The 13,634-nt window shown below is 64.4% G+C and carries 12 protein-coding genes; 4 read left to right on the top strand and 8 right to left on the bottom strand.

What is annotated here, in order from left to right; genetic code table 11:
- Nucleotides 1-696, top strand: a complete 696-nt coding sequence (locus ACEQXE_RS12860; protein ID WP_370179878.1) for a DUF2459 domain-containing protein — start codon at nt 1-3, stop codon at nt 694-696.
- On the opposite strand, the gene ACEQXE_RS12855 is transcribed toward ACEQXE_RS12860, so the two are convergent.
- From ACEQXE_RS12855 to ligA, 4 genes are all read right to left on the bottom strand, one after another.
- The gene (locus tag ACEQXE_RS12855; RefSeq protein WP_370179876.1) at nt 693-1,904 is read right to left on the bottom strand and encodes an RNA polymerase sigma factor; all 1,212 of its coding nucleotides are present in this window, start codon (nt 1,902-1,904) and stop codon (nt 693-695) included. The genes ACEQXE_RS12860 and ACEQXE_RS12855 overlap by 4 nt on opposite strands.
- Nucleotides 1,892-2,236: a YciI family protein gene (locus tag ACEQXE_RS12850; RefSeq protein WP_370179913.1), complete on the bottom strand. Its 345-nt coding sequence runs from the start codon at nt 2,234-2,236 to the stop codon at nt 1,892-1,894. The genes ACEQXE_RS12855 and ACEQXE_RS12850 overlap by 13 nt, the downstream gene beginning before the upstream one ends.
- Before the next feature lie 105 nt (nt 2,237-2,341).
- Complete coding sequence (locus tag ACEQXE_RS12845) at nt 2,342-3,490, bottom strand: serine hydrolase (protein ID WP_370179875.1); 1,149 nt, start codon at nt 3,488-3,490, stop codon at nt 2,342-2,344.
- Between the two features lie 48 nt (nt 3,491-3,538).
- Nucleotides 3,539-5,728 carry an NAD-dependent DNA ligase LigA gene (ligA, locus tag ACEQXE_RS12840; protein ID WP_370179911.1) on the bottom strand — a complete coding sequence of 730 codons (2,190 nt, stop codon included), beginning with the start codon at nt 5,726-5,728 and terminating at the stop codon, nt 3,539-3,541.
- Between the two features lie 65 nt (nt 5,729-5,793).
- On the opposite strand from ligA, the gene ACEQXE_RS12835 reads away from it, so the two are divergent.
- Complete coding sequence (locus tag ACEQXE_RS12835) at nt 5,794-6,828, top strand: acyl-CoA thioester hydrolase/BAAT C-terminal domain-containing protein (protein WP_370182646.1); 1,035 nt, start codon at nt 5,794-5,796, stop codon at nt 6,826-6,828.
- On the opposite strand, the gene ACEQXE_RS12830 is transcribed toward ACEQXE_RS12835, so the two are convergent.
- From ACEQXE_RS12830 to proB, 4 genes are all read right to left on the bottom strand, one after another.
- Entirely contained in the window at nt 6,825-7,364 is a 540-nt protein-coding gene (locus tag ACEQXE_RS12830; RefSeq protein WP_372520157.1) for a hypothetical protein, read from the bottom strand. The two genes, ACEQXE_RS12835 and ACEQXE_RS12830, sit on opposite strands and share 4 nt — an antisense overlap.
- Before the next feature lie 56 nt (nt 7,365-7,420).
- Complete coding sequence (gene recN / locus ACEQXE_RS12825; RefSeq protein ID WP_370179910.1) at nt 7,421-9,085, bottom strand: DNA repair protein RecN; 1,665 nt, start codon at nt 9,083-9,085, stop codon at nt 7,421-7,423.
- 117 nt (nt 9,086-9,202) lie between these two features.
- Nucleotides 9,203-10,006, bottom strand: coding sequence for an outer membrane protein assembly factor BamD (locus tag ACEQXE_RS12820; protein WP_370179871.1), 804 nt, complete (start codon nt 10,004-10,006; stop codon nt 9,203-9,205).
- 69 nt (nt 10,007-10,075) lie between these two features.
- The gene (gene proB, locus ACEQXE_RS12815; RefSeq protein ID WP_370179869.1) at nt 10,076-11,248 is read right to left on the bottom strand and encodes a glutamate 5-kinase; all 1,173 of its coding nucleotides are present in this window, start codon (nt 11,246-11,248) and stop codon (nt 10,076-10,078) included.
- Between proB and ACEQXE_RS12810 the strand changes: the two genes are divergently transcribed.
- Both ACEQXE_RS12810 and ACEQXE_RS12805 read left to right on the top strand, forming a co-directional pair.
- Entirely contained in the window at nt 11,163-12,218 is a 1,056-nt protein-coding gene (locus ACEQXE_RS12810; protein WP_370179867.1) for a pyrroline-5-carboxylate reductase family protein, read from the top strand. The genes proB and ACEQXE_RS12810 overlap by 86 nt on opposite strands.
- 77 nt (nt 12,219-12,295) lie before the next feature.
- On the top strand, nt 12,296-13,561 hold the full coding sequence (locus tag ACEQXE_RS12805) for a glutamate-5-semialdehyde dehydrogenase (protein ID WP_370179866.1): 1,266 nt from the start codon (nt 12,296-12,298) through the stop codon (nt 13,559-13,561).
- Nucleotides 13,562-13,634 lie beyond the last annotated feature (73 nt).

Here is a 13,634-nt window from a genome sequence, read left to right as displayed (position 1 = left end):
GTGCTGAAGCTCCTTGGCCGGATCGTCTGGGGGCTGGCCGGTGCGCTCGCGCTGATCGTGGCCGGGTTTTTCCTTTCCGCATGGGTAGGGTCCAGCATCCCTCGCAATGGTGACTGGAAAGAGGCGGAAACCGGTATTCCGATCATGGTCGAAACCAACGGCGTCCACACCGGGATCGTCATGCCCGTCGTCACGTCGGTGAAGGACTGGCGCGAGACATTCCCGTCTGCATCCGAGCACATGCGCGAAGGGATGAAGCCTACACATATCTCGGTCGGCTGGGGTGATCGCGAGGTCTTTCTCACCGTGCCCACCTGGGGGGACCTGAAAGCGAGCACTGCAGTAAGGATCGCCACACAGGGCGGGCCTGCTGTGATGCGGATTGGCCATTACTATCGCCCCACTGGCGGCCCGAATCATCGCTGGGTTGTTTTACGCGAGGAGGAATATGCGCGGCTTGTCGCGCGGATCGAGGCGGGCCTGCCGCTCGTCGAGGATCCGCACGACCGCGGGAGCCATGACAGCTTCGATCCGACCGCCCGGGTCTACGACAGCATCGGGCATTACACCCTTGGCAATACCTGCAACCAGTGGGTGGGCGATACGCTGGCCACAGCCGGAATCGAGATGGGTCTGTGGACCCCGCTGGCGGGCGGCGTGATGAAATGGATCCCCGAAAGCGGGGCCGAGCCCTAATCCGGGGCCTGCACTGCGGCACGTCGTGCCGACAGAAACCGCGCTTCTGCTGCCTCCGGCTCCAGCGCGAGAGCCGCGTCATATTCTGCGCATGCTTCCTCGCGGCGCCCCGCCCGCGCAAGCAGATCGGCGCGGGCTGCGTGAAATGGCAGGAAGCCAGCGAGTTTTTCGCTATCCAGCTCTTCCAGCGCCGCGAGGCCATCGCAAGGCGACTTCGCCCTGCCTATCGCGACGGCGCGATTGATCGCGACCACGCGATTGGACCGGAATTGAAGCAGCCCATCGTAGAGCCGGCGAATCGCGCGCCAGTCTGTCCGCCCCGTCTCGCAGCGCATGGCGTGGGTCAGGTGGATTGCGGCGAGCACCTGCACGGGCCCCGGCTTCGCGAGCGCATTTGCCCGGTCGAGTGCTGCGCGGCCAACCTCGATCCGGGCACGATCCCACAAGGCGACATCCTGCTGCGATAGCGGCACCATGGTCCCTGTAGCGTCAACGCGCGCAGCTTCGCGCGACCGGACGAGGCTCACCAGCGCAAGCAGTCCGTGCGCCTCCGCCTCATCGGGCATCAATTCGGCAAGCAGGCCCGCCAGCCGCTCAAGCTCGGGTGCGAGACCCGCGGTATCGCCTACCCCTGCCGCGTCGCGATAGGCGATGCCAAGCCCGACCTCTATCGTTTCCAGAACGGTTCCGACCCGCGATTCCCATTCCCCGGGCGGCGGCGTTTCGAAGGGGATATTGGCCGCCTTGATCTTCGCCTTGGCGCGCGTGACCCGCTGGAACATTGCAGGCTCGGTAACAAGGAAGGCACGCGCGATACGCGCTACCGACACGCCGCAAATCACCCGCAGCGCCAGCGCGATCCGCGCCTCCTGCCCCAGCGCGGGATGGCAGCATGTGAACAGCAGCCGCAGACGATCATCGGGGATCGGCTCGGGAAAGGAGATCACGTCGCCCATGATGTCTGGCTCGGGCAGGTTGGCGATCGCTCGCGCCTCGCGTTCCCGTTTGCGCAGCAGGTCGAGCGCGCGACGTCTTGCGGTCACATAAGTCCACGCCGCCGGGTCGCGGATCGGCGCAGGTTCGCCCAGTGCCGCCTCGCACGCGGCCGAGAATGCTTCTTCGGCGAGATCGAGGTCGCGCAGTTGCGCAGCTAGGGCTGCAATCACCCTCGGCCGCGCATCCGCCAGTGCCTGCGCTAGTCCTGCCATACCGGGCGGATTTCGACGGCGCCCTTGCCGGGAATGGGGATCCTGCGCGCCCAGCGCACGGCTTCGTCATGGTCGGCAGCCTCGATCACATAGTAACCGCCCAGTTCTTCGTGTGTTTCGGCAAAGGGCCCATCGTGAAGGCTGCCCTCGCCGCCATTTTCATACCGTATCGTGGTCGCGGTGCTGGCATCCTTCAGGCGATTGCCGCTGAATTCGACGCCTTTTGCCGACAGCTCCTCGATCAGCTTCATGTGGCCCGCCAGCGTCGCTTCCAGCATCGAAGCGCCATTGTATCCCGCATAGACGCTCTCGTCCTCATGGATCAGCAGCATGTATTGCACGGTCAACTCCTCCAGTCCGGCATGGCCACATCGGCAATACCCTACACCGGAGACGCCGGAGTAGCGCGCTATTCGACCGGCTCGGGAGAAAAAACTTCAATCGGAGCCGGGATCGTCCGAAGCGGAGGCGCCCGGCCCTGCAACCATCTGGTGATAGCCGGCAATCGCCCGCACCACGCCATGCATCATGTCCATCCGTTCGGGTACAGGTGCATTGGTGCGACCGATCATCACTGCCACGGTATAGATACTGCCGTCGGGCGCGGTGAGGATACCCACATCGTTATAGCCTGACTGGTCAGCAGGAGCGCCCTTCGGGACGATATCGAGCACCTGCCCGGTGCCGGTCTTATGCGCGATCCGCCAGCCTTCCGGCAGTCCGCCCTTCAGCCGGTTGGGCCCGCTCTTGACCGCATCGAGCCACGCAAGGAACTGCGCTGTACTGGAATCGGAGAGCAAGGCGCCTTCGTGCAGCCGCGCCAGCGCTGCGGCGATGGCAACCGGGGTCGCGCCGTCGACCGGATTGGTGACATATTCCTCGAAGGCCGCTTGCCGAACATCGTGCGGCACGGTCTTGCGCACATCGAAGAACGTCTTGCCCAGCGCGAAAGCCTGCTGCCATTCGAGCCCCGCGATCTGCGACTGCATGGGCCGCTCGCCCGGCCCGAAGCGGATATCGGCAAAGCCTTTGCGCGATAGCACTTCGCGGACCGCCTCCGGTCCGCCCACGCGGCGCAGCACCATATCGTTGGCGGTATTGTCGCTTTCAGTCAGCGCGCGGCTGAGAAAATCGCGATAGCTGGTTGAGAAGCTGCCATTGGCGACCACGGACCTGCGGATCGGACTGTGGAACACCGCCAGATCCTCGACGCGGACAGTGCCGCCCTCCCCCAGGTCCAGCAGCCCGCGATCCGCCATGTCGAGCGCGGTCAGCGCGACCCACAGCTTGCTGACGCTCTGCTGCGGGTAGAGATTGGTGCCGTTGAAGTGGATCATCCGCGCCCGCGCCGGATCGTACACCGCGATCCCCGTCTTGCCCTGCAGGTCGCTGCCGAGTGCAAACAGCTGGTCGTCCAGCCATTCTTCCTCGGGCGAACGCTCCACCGCGATATCCTCTGCCGCCTGCTTGACGCGCTCTTCGAAAGAAGGCGCGCCCGAAACCCCGCCCGTCGCTTCGGTCAGGTGGCAGGTCGACAGGCCCGCGATGACGAGTGCACAAAGGCCGAGAAGCAACAGGGTGCGCATAGGGGCAATATAGGCGTTTCGATCCTGCTTTGCATTCACGCGGTTTGTTCAGCTCGCTTTCGAGACAATCTCGGCCCAGCCCGCTTCGTCGATAACTTCTATGCCGAGCTCTTCCGCCTTCTTCAGCTTGCTGCCCGCACCCGGCCCCGCGACGAGCAGGTCGGTCTTGGCCGATACGCTGCCCGCAGCCTTGGCGCCTAGCCGTTCGGCCTGCGCCTTGGCTTCGTCGCGGCTCATGGTTTCGAGCTTGCCGGTGAAAACCACGGTCTTGCCCGCGACCGGGCTGGCGACGGTTTCCACTTCATAGACCGGCGGGTCGACTTCTCCCGCTCCGGGTTCGGGGCCGATCAGCGCATCCCAGACCTGCCGGTTGTGATCCTCGTGAAAGAAATCGGCGAGCGCATGGCCAACCGCCGTGCCGATCCCATCGGCCTGCACCTCGTAGATACGCCGCACCGCCTCCAGCATGCGCGCATTGAACGGGCTGACCTTCTCGTCCGCGCCCTGCGGGTTCTCGGTGCGATAGGCGTGGAACTCCGCTGCCTTGGCGGGCAATTTGCGGATGTCGCCCAAGCCTTTCAGCAGGTCGCGCGCGGTCACCGCGCCGACGTGGCGAATGCCGAGCCCGAACAGCAGCCGCGCGGCGTCGGGCGTGCGCTTATCCTCGATGGCGGCCAGCAGGTTATCGACCGACTTCTCCTGCCACCCGTCGAGCGCGAGGATATCCGTGCGCTTTTCATGCAGGCGGAGAATATCGACCGGGCCGGTCAGCCAGCCATGCTCGATGAACTGCGCAATGGTCTTCTCGCCCAGCCCTTCGATGTCGAGCGCCCCGCGGCTGACGAAGTGCTTGAGCCGCTCCAGCCGCTGCGCGGGGCAGATGAGCCCGCCGGTGCATCGCACGTCGACCTCGCCTTCCTCGGCCACCGCTTCGCTGCCGCAATCGGGGCAGTGATCCGGGAATACGAAAGGCTCCCGCTCCACCTCGCGCGTCAGGTTCTCGACCACTTGCGGGATCACGTCGCCCGCGCGCTGGATCACGACGCGGTCACCCACCCGAACGCCCAGCCGCGCAATCTCGTCGCGGTTGTGCAAAGTCACGTTGGTGACGGTCACCCCGCCGACCAGCACCGGCGCAAGGCGGCCCACCGGTGTGAGCTTGCCCGTGCGCCCGACCTGTATGTCGATCGCCTCCAGCGTGGTTTCGGCGCGTTCGGCAGGGAACTTGTGCGCCAGCGCCCAGCGCGGGGCCTTGGCGACGAAGCCGAGCCGATCCTGCCAGTCGAGCCGGTCGACCTTGTAGACCACGCCATCGATCTCGTACGGCAGGTCTGGCCTGGCCGACGCGATTTTCTCGTAATGGGCGATCAGCGCGTCGAGCCCCTCGACCTGCGCAAACAGCGGCGAGACCGGCAGGCCGAATGCTTCTATCGCGCGGATCACCTCGTGCTGCGTCTTGCCCGGTACCTCCGACGCTTCGCCCCAGCCGTGCGCCCAGAAGCGCAGGGGACGTTTCGCGGTGACACTGGCATCCTTCTGCCGCAGCGATCCCGCCGCCGCGTTACGCGGATTGGCGAACTGGCGAACCTTAGCCGGGTCGAAATCTTCGCCCTTCGCCTCGGCCGCTGCCCGCGCCTCGTCCATCAGGCGCGTATTGAGGTCTGCGAAGGCGGCACGCTCCATGTAAACCTCGCCGCGAATCTCGAACACGTCGGGCGCATCGCCATTCAGTTTGGCGGGAATGTCCGCGATATGCGCGACATTGGGCGTCACATCCTCGCCCACTTGCCCGTCGCCGCGCGTCGCCGCACGCACCAGTTCGCCGTCCTCATAACGCAAGGACAGCGAGAGACCGTCGATCTTGTCTTCGGCAGTAAAGGCAATCGGAGCATCCGCATCGAGATCGAGGAAGCGCCGCACCCGCGCGACCCATTCGCCGACTTCTTCCGCATCGAACGCATTGTCGAGGCTCATCATGCGCACCGCGTGGGTGACCTTGGACAATGGTGATGCGGCCACCTCGTGCCCTACGCCCTTCGACGGCGAATCGGGGCGCACAAGCTGCGGGAATGCCGCCTCCAGCACCTCGTTACGGCGGACCAGCGCGTCATATTCCTGGTCGGTGATCTCGGGCGCATCCTCGGCGTGATACAGCCGGTTATGCTTCCTGATCGTGCGCGCAAGCCGCATCAGCTCGTTCGCGGCCTCTGCTTCGGTAAGGTCGGCGGGGTCATCCATCATCCGTTCCGATAGGCGACACCCACAAGATTACGGAAGCGATTTTCTCGGGCGCGCGATATGATATGCTCGATGCGGGTCCGAAGGGGGGACTGGACATGGGTGTGGCGAAGAAAATCGGCTGCGGTTGTGGCGGGCTGTTGCTGCTGGTCGCCGCGGCGGCAGTGGCGATCTGGATCTGGAAACCCTGGGCCAGCATCGTCCCGCTCGAAATGATCGAACCCGAGGCCGAGGTTGGCGAGCGGGTCGACACGGGCGACGTGCTGGGCAATTTCTACCCCGCGGATGGAGCCAATAACGGGCCCGGCGTGCTGCTGATCGGCGGCAGCGAAGGCGGGCTCGGCAGCGATATGACGCGGCTGGCACGCGCACTGCAGGACGATGGCTTTTCGGTGTTGCACGTCAGCTATTGGCGGGCACCCGGCCAGCCGGAACGGCTTGAGGGCATCAGGCTCGAAACCTTCCAGCGCGGGCTCGCGTGGCTGCGCGCCCGGCCCGAGGTCGATCCCTCCCGCACCGCGATGATGGGCTGGTCGCGCGGCACAGAGGCCGTGCAACTGGTCGCGATCCGCAATCCTTCGGTGAAGGCAATTGTACTGGGCCAGCCGAGCAATGTGGTCACGCCCGGTTTCAGTTGGGACGAGCCCTGGAACCAGTTCGGCAGTCCGTGGACCTGGCGCAGTGAGGATCTGCCCTTCCTCGACCTCGAAGGCGTCCAGCTGCTAGGCGGAGACATGGACGCTGCCCAGCGCAAAATCGCCAGCCGCGCGAAACAAAACCCCGATGCGGTGATCCCGATTGCCGAGGTCGGCGCACCGGTGCTGATGATCTGCGGCGAATCGGACAGCCTGTGGCCATCATGCGCGATGGGCCGCGCCATCGCCGATCGCGCCGCCGAAGCGGGCAAGGAAGACGTGCGCCTGCTCGCCTATAATGATGCGGGGCACTACGGGTTCGGCGCGCCGGTGGACGAGGATGACGAAGCATTCGGCAAGCTCGGCCAGCTGGGCGGCTCACCCGAGGGCACCGCCGATGCGCTGCGCGAAAGCTACCGCGAGATCGTGACGTTCCTCAACGATGCGATCGGTGATGAGGGTTAGCCGCCTGCGTACCAGTCGGCCGGATCGGCATTCCGGTAGCGCTCACCGCTTTCAAGCTCGATCACGATTGGGGTGTGGTCCGAACATTCGACGCCGAGACCGCAAGGAACCGCCTTGCTGTAATAGGAACGGTATCCCTGCATATCGGCCGTCTGGGACCACAGCTGGTACCTGCCGGGCGGCAGTTCGATGCTGAAATTGTTGCCTTCGCGCTCTGAATCGCAGATCGTCTCGTTCGTATCGACATTCGACACGCAGGCCTCGATATCCTCGGGAATATAGTCGCTCGGATAGCTGTAGGCGCCTTCGATAACCCCTTTTTCTACCACGGGTTTTTCCGGGGCGGAGGACGCTGCGCAGGTCTGCTCCTTCAGCCGTGTCCACTTGCGGAATGCTTCGCGGTCCCGATTGTCGAGCGCCCACTCGGCGGCATCGGTCACCAGGGCACATTTGTCCGCGTTCGAAGCGTCTGCGTCCTCAAGCATCGCGAACCGCTCGTCATATCCCTTGTCCGGGCTGCCACACCCAGCGGCCATGCACGCGAGGAAAAGCGCAGGGATTGAGGCAAGTTTGGTTGTCATCGAGTTCTTCATCACACCCCCTCCAGCAGCCGATCCGCCTGCGCGCGGGCCTCGGGAGTGACCTCCGCGCCCGAGAGCATCCGCGCGATCTCTTCCTGCCGCCCTTCGGCATCGAGCAGTTCGACCGAAGTCTTGGTCACCGTTCCGCTGCTCGCCTTGGCGATCCGGTAGTGCGTGCGCCCGCGCGCCGCGACCTGCGGGGAATGCGTCACCACCAGCACCTGCCCGTCGCTCGCGAGGCGCGCCAGCCGCTCCCCGATGGCCGAAGCGACCGCCCCGCCCACGCCGCGATCGATCTCGTCGAAGATCATCGTCGCCGCGCCGCCCTTCTCGGCCAGGGCCACCTTGAGCGCGAGGATGAAGCGCGATAGCTCACCGCCGCTGGCAATCTTGTTGAGCGGCGCGAAGTCCGCGCCCGGATTGGTCGAGATCAGGAATTCGACCGAATCCATTCCGCTCGCGCCCCACTTTTCCTGCGGCAGCGGCTGCACATCGGTGCGGAAGCGCGCGGCATCGAGCTTGAGCGGCGCCAATTCGCCCGTCACCGCCTCGTCAAGCTTCTTCGCGGCGGTCTTGCGGGCCTTGCGCAGGCGGATCGCCGCGCCTTCATAGGCATCGAACGCCTCACGCTCGGCCAGACGCAGGGCATCGAGCTGGGCCTCGCCCCCTTCGATCGCGTCGAGCTTGCCGCGCAGCTCGCGCATCTTGGCAGGCAGCTCGTCCACCTCGCAGCGATGCTTGCGGGCGAGCGCGCGCAGGTCGAACAGGCGGGTCTCCGCCGCATCGAGCGCCGCAGGATCGTGCACCAGCGCCTCGGCAGCCTCCACCAGCTTCTCCTCGGCCTCGGTCGCCTCCAGGATCGCCCGGTCGAGCGCACCCAGCGCCTCGGCCAGCAGCTTGTGCTCCCCCGCAATCCTGTCGAGCCGGCGCGCCGCAGTGCGTAGCTCGCTGAGCGGCGATTCCGAACCTTCCCAGATATGCCGCAGTTCCTCCAGGTCGCCGGAGAGCCGCTCTCCCTTCTGCATCGCCGCGCGTGCTTCCGCCAGCCGCGCCTCTTCGCCCGCCTGCGGTTCGATCTTGGTCAGTTCCGCCAGATGCGCGAGCAACAGGTCCTGCTCCGCGCTGGCCGCATCGATGGCCTCGCGCGCCTCTTCCAGAGCTTCTGCCGCGCGCTGCCATTCGCGCCAATTGCGGGCGACCTTGGCGGTGTCGGCGTCCGCAAACCGATCGAGCAATTGCCTGTGTCCGCGCGGATTGACGAGCCCGCGATCATCGTGCTGGCCGTGCAGTTCCACCAGCAACGGCGCGAGATTGCGCAGCAGGCCTACGCTTGCCGACTGGTCGTTCACGAAGGCCTTGGATCCGCCATCGGCCTTGACTTGCCGCCGGATAATCAGCGGCTCTCCCGGCTCGATGGCAAGGCCCGCTTCGTCCAGCAGTTCGGCCAGCGCAGGTGGAAGGCTCGCAAATTCGAAACTGGCAGAAACGCTTGCCTGTGTGGCACCCGAGCGCACGAGGCTCGTCTCCGCACGGTTGCCCAGCACGAGGCCGAGAGCATCGAGCAGGATGGACTTACCCGCCCCCGTTTCACCCGTCAGCACGCCCAGCGCACGCCCGAAATCGAGATCGAGCGCCTCGATCAGCACGACGTTCCGGACGGCGAGTTGAGTCAGCATTGCAAGGATCAGGATAACGTGCAGCGTACGCCGCGTCACCGCCGCAAGCGTGGCCTACCCCTCGCGGATGTGCATAAACGCCACGCGGAGGAGTGGTTTCAGCGATTTACGGCGTGGCTATTGCGCCAGTGCAACCGACGTGCCCGGCGCGTGGTCCTGCACAAGCTCGAACGCCTTTTCGTACCACTTGCTGCCCGGATAGTTCGCACCCAGCACGGCGGCATACTTTTTTGCCTCGACCGGAATGCCGAGCGCGAGGCTGGTTTCCGTGAGACGATAGAGCGCTTCGGCCGCGTGGCTGGTGGTCTGGTAATTTTCGACCACGTTCTGGAAGCGGACCTGCGCCGCAGTCCAGTTGCCCGCACGTTCGTAATAACGGCCGATCTCCATCTCCTTGCCCGCAAGGTGATCGTTGACCAGGTCGATCTTCAGCCGCGCGTCGGACGCATATTCGGATTGCGGGAAACGGCGCTCGACCTCTTGCAGTGCGGCAAGTGCCTGCTCGGTCGTCTTCTGGTCGCGCGTCACATCGCTGATCTGCTCGTAATAGCTCAGAGCAATCAGGTAATAGGCGTAAGGCGCGTCCTTGTTACCCGGGTGGATCGAAAGGAAACGCTGGGCGCTCTGGATCGCCTTGGTGTAATCGCGCGATACGTAATAGCTGAACGCGCTCATCAACTGTGCGCGGCGCGCCCACGGCGAATAAGGATGCTGGCGCTCCACTTCATCGAACAGCTGCGCAGCGAGAGTCGCATTGCCGCGGTCGAGCCGTTCCTTTGCGCTCGCATAGAGCGTCTCCACGTCGCGCGCGACGTAGGCGGTATCGGACGGCTTGCCCCCACTTCCGGCACATGCCGAGGTCAGCGTGGCAAGGGTGCCGAGAATGGCTGCGGCGACTAGGGGCTTGCGAAACTTGGTCATGGGGCGGCGGTATAGCGCCGGGCGCCATGAACGCCAAGTGAAACGGAACAGGTTACGAGACGGGCACGATCACGCGGTCGGCCGCTCTCCATGGCCTGCCACTTCGCTCCCCTCAGGCGCATCCCACAGCAGGTGCCTGCCTTCCAGACTGACAAGGTTTTTGGCGCGGATAACCTCGCCCTTGGTCGTGTAGCCCAGCAGCTGTTCGGCATCGAGATGCGGGTTTACCGCCAGCACGCGCAGTTCTTCGGATGTGAAATCGGAGAGGCCCCGGGCCCGCTCCTGCCCGTTCTGGTCATACACGTGCAGCACATCGCCGCGCGTGAAGTCCCCGTCGATCGAGAGAATATCCTCGCGCCGGATCGATCGGTCTCCATTGGCAATCTCGTCCGCCAACTCATCCGATATGCCGATGCTGCCTGCCATCTGCAGGCGGTTGGCGATCCAGCTCTTCCAGCCCGACACCGCCGATTCATGCGCGGGGAAGCGCGTGCAGCGTCGCTCTGCATCGAGCACGGTGCTGAGCGGATTATCGACCTCGCCATGCGCGATATAGGTGGTGCAACCCGCTTCCTGCGCGATGTTGGCGGCCATCAGCTTGGTCGTCATCCCGCCGGTGCCCAGCGTGCTCTTGCCCTTTGTCGCCTCCATGAACGGCGCGACATCGGTGACCTCGTGGATGAATTCCGCGCCATCCTCGTCCGGGTGGCGATCGTACAGGCCATCGACCTCGGTCAGGATGATGAAATCCTCCGCATCGACCATCTGCGCCACCTTGGCTGCCAGCCGGTCGTTGTCGCCCACGCGGATTTCCTCGGTTGTGATCGAATCGTTCTCGTTGACGATCGGCACGACACCCGCCTCGAGCAGGCGGAACACCGTATTGCGCGTGTTGAGGAAACGCCGGTGGTCTTCGAAATCGCCCAGCGTCAGCAGGACCTGCGCAATTTCGAAATCGAATTCGTGGCCGATCTGCTTGTAGGCATTGGTGAGCAGAGGCATGCCGCACGCAGCAGCAGCCTGCTTGTCGCTCACACCCGCAGTCTCCGGCCTTTCGCCCACGATCTTGAGCCCAAGCGCGACCGCGCCGGAGCTACACAGGATTACGTTCATGCCCCGCTCGCGAAGCTTGGCGACATCCTCCAGCAGGCGCTGGATGAAGCCGAAGCGGGGGGTGAGGCGTTCGGAATTCGCAACCAGGGTGGAGCCGATTTTGACGACAACAGTTTGTGATTGCGACATATTCTACCCGTATATCAACTCAAACAGTGCGTGCGACATAGGGAGCGGTGCTGCAACGCACAACCCACTGGAAAAAATTGCACAGCTGTGTTATAAAAGAATAAACAGCGGTCTAGATCGATTGAGGGGCATTAACGCCCTTCATAGGTCGACCGATTTATTCGACTTGATACGGAGGAAGACTATTTTTCAGAACGTACTTCTCATTGGCTGTGGAAAAATGGGCGGCGCGCTACTCGAATACTGGAAGCGTGGCGGCGAACAGTTTTCTATTGTCGATCCTTTTCTTGAAAACGCGCCCGATGGTGTGCAGCTCTGCAAGGACAGGACCGAACTGGGAGACCGCCAGTTCGATGTCGTCATTGTCGCGATCAAGCCGCAGATGATCGACGAAATCCTTCCAGACTACGCACCGATGCTGGCTGACAACGGCTATGTGATATCGATGGCTGCGGGGGCCTCCATCGCGCGCCTTTCCTCGGTTATGAACGATGCGCCCGTGATCCGCATCATGCCCAACCTGCCCGCTTTCGTGGGCAAGGCGACCAACGGGCTGGTCGCCGGTCCCGGTGTCACCGACGAGCAGCGCCAGCACGCCACCGCGATGATGGAGCGCACCGGCACGGTGGTGCAGGTCGACGATGAAGACCAGCTCGACCGCGTCACCGCCGTCGCAGGCTCGGGCCCGGGCTATGTGTTCGAACTCGCCCGCGCCTATGTCGCGGCAGCCGAAGGTATCGGCTTTTCGCACCAACAGGCCCGCGCACTGGTGCTCGGTACGCTGGAAGGCACGATCGCCATGGCGATCGACCAGGATGACCAGTCGCTGGAGGACCTGCGCAATTCGGTCACCAGCAAGGGTGGCACCACGGCCGCCGGTCTCGATGCACTGAACGGCGACGGGGCGATGTCGCGCAAGTTCGAGGCGACGCTGGAGGCTGCGTACAAGCGTGCTGTCGAACTGAGGTAGCGTACGCTCGGAACCCTGCCCCACCCGACCCGTCTATTGAGTAGGACATCCAAAACAACGATCCGAAGAGGACCACCATGAACGACCAGACACTGGACCCCGCAATCCATATCCACGAACTCGGTTCGAATGCGCGCGCCGCGGCCAAGGGGCTGCTGACCGCCAGCACCGATGCGAAGAACGAAGCGCTGCGCGCCGCCGCCAAGGCGCTGCGCGATGCCGAGGACGAGATCCTCGAAGCCAATGCCAAGGATGTCGAAAGCGTCGCGGGCAAGAAGCCGGACAGTTTCATCGACCGCCTGAAACTCACGCCCGACCGGATTGAGGGCATGGCAGATGCGCTCGAACAGATTGCGCAGCTGCCCGATCCTGTGGGCCGCCAGCTCGCCACTTTCGACAGACCCAACGGGCTGAAGATCGAACGCGTGGCCGTGCCCATCGGCGTGATCGGCATGATCTACGAATCGCGGCCCAATGTCGGCGCGGACGCATCGGCGCTGTGCCTCAAGAGCGGCAATGCAGTGATCTTGCGCGGCGGCAGCGAGAGCCGCCATTCAACCCGGGTCATTGTCCGCTGCATGCAGGCCGGCCTGAAAGCTGCGGGCCTGCCCGAACATGCGGTGCAGACCGTCGGCACGACCGACCGCGCCGCCGTGGCCGAACTGCTCAAGGCGGACGAGTTCGTCGACCTCGTCATCCCGCGCGGCGGGCGAGGCCTCGTCGAGCTGGTGCGCGACCAGGCGTCGGTCCCCACGCTCCTCCACCTCGATGGCAACTGCCACACCTACGTCCATGAAAAGGCTGATTTGGACAAGGCCGCCGAGGTCATCCGCAATGCCAAGCTGCGCCGCACCGGCGTGTGCGGGGCAACCGAGAGCATCGTAGTCGACCGCGCGGTGGCCGAACAGGCCATCCCCAAGATCGCCGCGATCATGGGCGAGGATTGCGAACTGCGCGGCGACGAGACCGCCCTCTCCATCGCGCCCAGCATCAAGCCCGCCACGGACGAGGACTGGGGCACCGAATATCTCGACCCCATCGCATCGGTGAAGGTGGTCGACGGGCTGGACGAGGCGATCGCGTGGGTCGACACCTATTCCAGTCACCATACCGACGCGATCATCACCGAGGATGACGCCGCTGCCGCCAGGTTCATGACCGCGATCGACAGCGCGATCCTGATGCACAACGCCTCCACCCAGTTCGCCGACGGCGGCGAGTTCGGCATGGGCGCAGAGATCGGCATCGCGACCGGCAAGATGCACGCGCGCGGGCCGGTCGGCCTCGAACAGCTGACCAGCTTCAAGTACCTCGTGCATGGCAGCGGCCAGACGCGGCCCTGACACACCTGACACAGTGTCTTAAGGCCAAAAACCGTGCCCTCTTGGAATGAGGTTCGGGCACACGGCAAACAGG

The sequence above is a fragment of the Alteriqipengyuania sp. genome (genome assembly GCF_964222115.1).
Lineage (GTDB): Bacteria > Pseudomonadota > Alphaproteobacteria > Sphingomonadales > Sphingomonadaceae > Alteriqipengyuania.
The sequence above is the reverse complement of the archived record's forward strand: the minus strand, read 5'-3'. Positions and strand labels throughout refer to the sequence as shown.

Excerpts from the sequence above, each read along its gene's own strand:
- ACEQXE_RS12855 (WP_370179876.1), bottom strand. The coding sequence starts at position 1,904 with ATGGCAGGACTAGCGCAGGCACTGGCGGATGCGCGGCCGAGGGTGATT.
- ACEQXE_RS12850 (WP_370179913.1), bottom strand. The coding sequence starts at position 2,236 with ATGCTGCTGATCCATGAGGACGAGAGCGTCTATGCGGGATACAATGGC.
- ACEQXE_RS12845 (WP_370179875.1), bottom strand. The coding sequence starts at position 3,490 with ATGCGCACCCTGTTGCTTCTCGGCCTTTGTGCACTCGTCATCGCGGGC.
- ligA (WP_370179911.1), bottom strand. The coding sequence starts at position 5,728 with ATGGATGACCCCGCCGACCTTACCGAAGCAGAGGCCGCGAACGAGCTG.
- ACEQXE_RS12835 (WP_370182646.1), top strand. The coding sequence starts at position 5,794 with ATGCTCGATGCGGGTCCGAAGGGGGGACTGGACATGGGTGTGGCGAAG.
- ACEQXE_RS12830 (WP_372520157.1), bottom strand. The coding sequence starts at position 7,364 with ATGGCCGCTGGGTGTGGCAGCCCGGACAAGGGATATGACGAGCGGTTC.
- recN (WP_370179910.1), bottom strand. The coding sequence starts at position 9,085 with ATGCTGACTCAACTCGCCGTCCGGAACGTCGTGCTGATCGAGGCGCTC.
- ACEQXE_RS12820 (WP_370179871.1), bottom strand. The coding sequence starts at position 10,006 with ATGACCAAGTTTCGCAAGCCCCTAGTCGCCGCAGCCATTCTCGGCACC.
- ACEQXE_RS12810 (WP_370179867.1), top strand. The coding sequence starts at position 11,163 with ATGAAGCCGAAGCGGGGGGTGAGGCGTTCGGAATTCGCAACCAGGGTG.
- proB (WP_370179869.1), bottom strand. The coding sequence starts at position 11,248 with ATGTCGCAATCACAAACTGTTGTCGTCAAAATCGGCTCCACCCTGGTT.
- ACEQXE_RS12805 (WP_370179866.1), top strand. The coding sequence starts at position 12,296 with ATGAACGACCAGACACTGGACCCCGCAATCCATATCCACGAACTCGGT.